This is a genomic window from Candidatus Korarchaeota archaeon NZ13-K (assembly GCA_003344655.1).
In the GTDB taxonomy this organism is placed as follows: Archaea; Korarchaeota; Korarchaeia; order Korarchaeales; family Korarchaeaceae; genus Korarchaeum.
Genome location: MAIU01000068.1, coordinates 1 through 5,969 on the forward strand (window position 1 = coordinate 1; position 5,969 = coordinate 5,969).

The following is a 5,969-nucleotide window of genomic DNA, read 5'->3' on the forward strand; positions in this document are numbered from 1 at the left end:
TGGACGTGGTCGGGCTGAATCTCCAGTGCAAGGACCTCCCAGCCATATTCCTCCGCTATTTCTCTGATGAGTTGCTCTAATCTACGCTTAATTTCACCCACTAATACGGGCTTCCTCCTCTTAGGAATCCACACGAAGTGGTAGTCGCAGAGATAAACTGCGTGCCTAGTCTGTCGATAGCCCATCAATATCTACAACGGGTTGCTGATTATTTAAACTAAACCTATCGACGCCATTCATCTCCCCGCTGAAGCAGTAGAGCTTTCTGGCGTGTTTTCTGTAAGGGGGTCCGGGATCCGGGCACTGGACGTGGGCGGTCTCATCGCTCCCTATCCCGAGGCTAGCGGGCGGAACCCCCTTGAGGAGGGGGGAGATGAGGGTGAGCATCGAGGAGAGGGCATGAAGGCATATCCTCACATCCTGCATCCTCTCCACGTAGAAATCCCTCAGGAGGAATTCATCCCCAGGCTTATAGCCGGCGGCGCACCTCCCCCTCACCTCCTCAACTATGACCCTGAGCTCCGGCATGCCCTCACCCCTTAGCCCGGGCGGCTCGGGTATTCACCTCCAGGTGTGGGATCGGGAGGAGGCCTGGCATGAGGGAATTCAGAGCTGAGGTGAGGGGGCGGTTCGATAACCTCATCATGACCCTCCCCCCGAAGCCCACCTCCTCCTTCAGGTCTAAGATGGCATCCCTCACCACTATCCTCGGTTTACCGGCCTCACCCACCATGAAGGACACCTCCCCATATGCCCTCGAGAGGTTGACCGCATGAAACGGTCCTCCCTCGTGGCAGAGGTGCTCCACATCTGCGGGATCCACCAATGGCTCCGGATTACCATAGGGATCGTGGTAAATGATCTCCCTCAGGACCAGCGATCCGTTCTCCACGAAGAAGATCTCCGTGACGTTGAGCCCGAAGAGGGAGTTCCTCCACTCGTAGAAAACGCTCTCCCCCTCATCCAGGCAGGAGGAGTATATTAGCCTCCCGTTCTCCTCATCCTGGAGCGTCAGGATGTAGCATGCGGGCTCCATCAAACCGATGGGTGAGAGCAAAAAGATGAGGAGGATTAGGTATGTTAGGCAGCGCCTCCTCACTATCCCTTTATCACTCCCATCTCCCTGAAGAACCTCTCTTTGCCAATTAGGTGCGGCATCAGGCCTCGCTGATGCGCACATTGAGTCGCGATGGATCCCGAAAAAGGGAGAGGAATCAGATGCCCAAATACGCTCTCCTGACCTCATCCATCCCCAAGAGCTCCTTGGAGGAACCTTGGAGCGCTATCCTTCCGGTTTCAAGTATGTATGCTCTGTCAGATACCTCAAGAGCAGCTCTGGCGTTCTGCTCCACGAGCAGTATTGTGATTCCCTCTTCCCTGAGCTTCTTCACCGTCCCGAGTATCTCCATGACCAGCTTGGGAGCTAGCCCCATCGAGGGCTCGTCCATCATGAGGACCTCCGGCCTGCTTATCAGTCCCCTGGCTATGGCCAGCATCTGCTGCTCCCCCCCGCTCATCGTACCTGCTAGTTGAGATTTCCTCTCCTTGAGCGTGGGGAAAAGGGAGAAGACCCATTCTAGGGTCTCATGAAACCTTTCCCTGGCTCTCCTGGTGTAGGCCCCCATCTCCAGGTTCTCGAGCACTGTCATCTCCGGGAAGAGCTGCCTGCCCTCCGGGACCAGGGCGAGCCCCATCTCCACCCTCCTGTGGCTGGGGGATTCCGTTATGTCCTCACCGTTGAAGAGGACCCTCCCGCTGAAGGGCCTCAGGAGCCCAGAGATCACCCTGAGGGTTGTGGTCTTCCCCGCGCCGTTGCTGCCTAGGAGACTCACTATCTCCCCTCTCTCCACAGCAATATTCACGTCCCAGAGGACCTGAAGGTCCCCATAACCGGCATTTATCTTCTGGAGTTCCAAGAGCATGAACCATCACCTCATACCTGCGCAGCCTCTCCCAGATATGCCTCTATCACCCTAGGATCCCTAGCCACCTCCTGCGGGCTTCCTTCCGCCAGCTTCATCCCCCTATGCAGCACGAACACCCTGTCAGATGCGCTCATCACGGCCCTCATGACGTGCTCCACCATTATTATGGTGAGTCCCCTCTCATCGACGAGCCTCCTCACGAGCCTCACCACCTCCATCATCTCCGATGGATTGAGTCCCGCCACGAGCTCATCCAGGAGGAGCAGATCCGGCTCTGTCGAGAGAGCCCTCGCCAGCTCCATGAGCTTCCTCTCCACTACGTTGAGGGTCTTCGCCTCCACATGCGCCTTCTCCCTGAGCTTCACGTATTCCAACCACTCCATGGCTATCTCCCTGGCCTCCCTCTTGGAGGTCCCCTTCCTTCCGTACATGGCGGCCGATACGACGTTCTCCAAGACGGTGAGTCTCCCGAAGGGTTTGGGTATCTGGAAGGTCCTAGCTATTCCTTTTCTCACTATGAGGTGGGGTCTGAGCCCGGTTATGTCCTCACCCCTGTAGAATACCCTCCCCTCCTCCGGCCTGTAGTAGCCCGTTACGACGTTGAAGAGGGTCGTCTTCCCGGAACCGTTGGGCCCTATCAGTCCCAGCAGCTCGTTCCGCTTAACCTCAAGGCTGACCCTGTTCAGGGCAACGAGGCCACCGAACCTCTTCACAACATCCCTGACCTCGAGCAAGTCACTTCCCTCCCTTCCTCCCGCCCCTCAACTTACCCCTCACGAGGCCGTATATACCACCAGGCGCCAGGACCACCATTATGAGCAGAACCACGCCGTAAAGTATTACGCTCAGTCCGGCTATCATACCTCCGAACAGCGCGTTCAGGTACAAGGAGAGTGGTACGAGCACAAGGGCACCGATCAGCCCTCCATAGGGTGTTCCAGCCCCTCCAACCACGTCAATGGCCGCAATCTGCGTGGAGTAGTCAAGCTTGACCAGTATGTCCGGCCTGATGAAGTGCATCCATTGAGCGTATATGGTCCCCCCTATTCCCGTGAGAAAAGCGCTTATCGTGGCTCCTATGACCTTGGTCCTGTAGACATTTATCCCTACGCCCTCCGCTGCCTCCTCATCCTCCCTGACGGCAATCAGTCCGATTCCGAACTTTGAGGATTCAAACCACCTCAGGAAGAGGATGCCGGCTATGGCCAGCGTCAGTGTCAGGTAGTAGTACGGTGTCTGAGTATTGAAGAGCATGTTCTCGGGGCCGCTCTTGGTTATCAAGATGCCCAAGGGTCCTCCGGTTATCTCCTTGAAGTAAAGCAAAAGTAGCTCGACCAGTTCAGCGAACGCTATCGTCCCAAGGGCGAAGAAGGGTCCTCTCAGCCTCAGGGATGCTATACCCACGAGCGCGCCGGCGCCACCGGCGATGAGGCCCGCCGCCCACATCCCAATCCAAGGAGATATGTTATAGCTCTGCAGAAGGATCGTCGATGTGTAGGCTCCGAGGGCCAGGAAGGCCGCGTGCCCCAGTGAGAACTGACCACCATACCCTCCTATAACATCCCAGCTCATCGCCAGGAAGGCCCAAAGGTACGCTTGCATTAGGATGGAGATTGTGAGCTCATCGACGAAGAGGGGGAGCGCTGCCCCCACAATTAGTAGCGCGACCGAGAGCGTCAGCTTCATCATGAGCCTCATATCAGACCCTCCTCAGGGCCTTACCGAAGAGACCCTGTGGCCTCAGGAGGAGAATCATCAAGAAGACGGCGTAAACTAAGATCTGCCTGAAGGCGTTGGAGAAGATTATCGTGCCCAATCCCTCTAAGATGCCTATCAATATACCAGCGAAGATCACTCCATAGATGGTGCCCAGCCCGGCGAAGATCACGACCACGTACGAGGCTATGTCCCAAACGGAGCCGGCGAGGGGTCTTATGTTCGGATAGAAAGTGGAGACCAAGACGCCGGCCATGCCTGCCAGGGCCACCCCCAGTCCGAACGTCATGAGCCTGATCCTCGGGACATCTATACCCACGACTCTCGCTCCGATCGGGTTTTGAGACACCGCCCTTATGGCCTTCCCTATCCTAACCCTCCTGAGGAACTGGTCCACCGCGACTATCGAGATTATGGAAATCATGAAGGCTATTGCCTCGGCAACGCTGGTCCTCACCCCGAGGACCTCCAAGAAAGTGTTCTTGTAGGAGTTGTAATAAGACCTGGGGCTCGGGGACCAGAGAATCAAGGCGAGACTCTCCAGAATGACGGATATGCCGAGGGTAGTCAGCAGGGTGGCCTCATGTCCCCCTGGCTTCTCCACAACGGGCTCTATGGCGATGATATGAGTCATCATACCGAGCAGGCCCAGCAAGATGAACGATACTATCGCCGCTATGTATGGGTCTATGCCCAATAAGGTCACTGTCCAGAAGGCGACGTACATTCCCAGCATGAGGAAATCGCCGTGCGCCCAGTTGACGGCCTTCATGACCCCCCATATCAGGGAGAGGCCTAGGGCGGTGAGCCCGTAAACCCCTCCTAGAATCGTGTAGGATACCAGCAATTGAGTGTAAGCGCCCAACTCGATCAAGGGTGATCCCCCCGTCACTTTCCCGATGCGAATGCGAAGGAGAGGGAAAAAATTGATGAGTGATGTGAAGTCACCTCTTCTCCTACGATGGAGCTGGAAATACAGCTTTCACCGGAGCGAACTCCAGTGGCCAGACCACTCTCAATCTCTCATTGAGGATCTGGGCCATCGCCACAATTGCCTCCGGGTTCTGGTGATTGGGCACGGTGAGATCGACTCCCCATGGCATCAGCGGGAGCTCACCAGCCGGTATCTTTGTGGTCTCGAGGGCATCCCTGACGGCATTCCTGAAGGCCTTTAAGTCGCCGGGATCGGCTCCGGAATCAAGGGCCTTCTGTATTGCCACCGCTAGCACGTAGGTGCCCACGTAGTTTAAGGCTGAGCTTCCCACCATGCTCCTACCGTAAATCCTGTTGAAGTCCTGGTCTATCCAGGCCCACTTACTCAAGACCTTGGAGTTCAGAAAGTCGGGTAGCCACTCGGTCTGAGTGTACCCATAATTGGCATACGATCCAAGCTGCTGGATGAACTCTACCCTAGCCTGCCCAGCAGCTCCGGCACCAACATAAGCCTTCGGGCTCCAACCGAGCTTCTTCATCGTCTGCACGAAGAGAACAGCGTCTTTCAGGTATGCCACGTGGAACACCAAATCAGGGTTCTTCGTCTTGAGTTTGGCGACCATATCATCCATACTAGTGACCTCCTCAGCCGGATAGCTCTCCTCATACACTATCTCAGCGTTCGGGAAGAACATATTGAGGTATTTCTTTAAGCCATTGGTGGTGAAGACTCCGAAGTCGGAGTTCTCGTATATAAGGGCCACGGACTTTATGGACTTCACATCGACTCCGTTAGCCTTTGCTATGTCAGCCATGGCCCATAGAGTATCATATGCGTATTTGCTGGCGTTAGCACATGTTCTGAAGACATACTTCCATCCCTGGGCCGTGATCTTGTCGGATATAGCCTCTGGGTCCACGTAGGGCAGGCCTATCCTCTCAGCCTCAGCGGCCGTGGGATAAGTCACCGCTGAGTTGTAGGCTCCTATCACAGCGACCACCCCCTCTTGGTCCAGCCTTCTCAGCTCAGTCACGCCAACGTCCTGCTTAGTCTGCGTATCTGCAATGACGAGCTTTATCGTAAATCTGATGTTCGGGTACTTGCTCTGATTTATGTGGAGGGCCGCCAGCTGTATTCCCCTCAGATCCTCCTGACCGATGAGCGCGGAGTCGCCTGACAAGGGGAGGAGGACCCCCACCTTGATCTCCACCCTTTTGGCGGGGGTGGTCTTGGTGGGCTGGGTTGTGACTCCAACGGTTTCGGTCACCGTGGTCGTGGTTGTGACGGTCTTGACCTGGCCAGGGCCGGCCGCGAAGTATCCGACCACCAAACCGACGATGAGCAACACTATCGCTAGGATCCATGCCTTCGCATTCATGAATGACACCCCGCAC

Annotated in this window: 8 protein-coding genes; all 8 read right to left on the bottom strand. The window is 56.1% G+C overall.

The window, feature by feature from the left end; all coding sequences use genetic code 11:
- Positions 1-185: IS200/IS605 family transposase (gene tnpA / locus BA066_06290; GenBank protein RDD53077.1), on the bottom strand; the 185-nt coding region annotated here is incomplete at its 3' end.
- Positions 166-528 carry a TIGR04076 family protein gene (locus BA066_06295; protein RDD53078.1) on the bottom strand — a complete coding sequence of 121 codons (363 nt, stop codon included), beginning with the start codon at positions 526-528 and terminating at the stop codon, positions 166-168. The genes BA066_06295 and tnpA, both read right to left, overlap by 20 nt.
- Before the next feature lie 4 nt (positions 529-532).
- Entirely contained in the window at positions 533-1,180 is a 648-nt protein-coding gene (locus tag BA066_06300) for a hypothetical protein (protein RDD53079.1), read from the bottom strand.
- A gap of 34 nt (positions 1,181-1,214) precedes the next feature.
- A complete protein-coding gene (locus BA066_06305; GenBank protein RDD53080.1) occupies positions 1,215-1,922 on the bottom strand; it encodes an ABC transporter ATP-binding protein in 708 nt (235 codons plus the stop codon).
- 11 nt (positions 1,923-1,933) lie between these two features.
- Positions 1,934-2,659, bottom strand: a complete 726-nt coding sequence (locus tag BA066_06310) for an ABC transporter ATP-binding protein (protein RDD53081.1) — start codon at positions 2,657-2,659, stop codon at positions 1,934-1,936.
- Between the two features lies 1 nt (position 2,660).
- The gene (locus tag BA066_06315) at positions 2,661-3,623 is read right to left on the bottom strand and encodes a branched-chain amino acid ABC transporter permease (GenBank protein ID RDD53082.1); all 963 of its coding nucleotides are present in this window, start codon (positions 3,621-3,623) and stop codon (positions 2,661-2,663) included.
- Position 3,624: 1 nt separating this feature from the next.
- Positions 3,625-4,620: a branched-chain amino acid ABC transporter permease gene (locus tag BA066_06320; GenBank protein RDD53083.1), complete on the bottom strand. Its 996-nt coding sequence runs from the start codon at positions 4,618-4,620 to the stop codon at positions 3,625-3,627.
- On the bottom strand, positions 4,598-5,962 hold the full coding sequence (locus BA066_06325) for a hypothetical protein (GenBank protein RDD53084.1): 1,365 nt from the start codon (positions 5,960-5,962) through the stop codon (positions 4,598-4,600). The genes BA066_06320 and BA066_06325 overlap by 23 nt, the downstream gene beginning before the upstream one ends.
- Positions 5,963-5,969 lie beyond the last annotated feature (7 nt).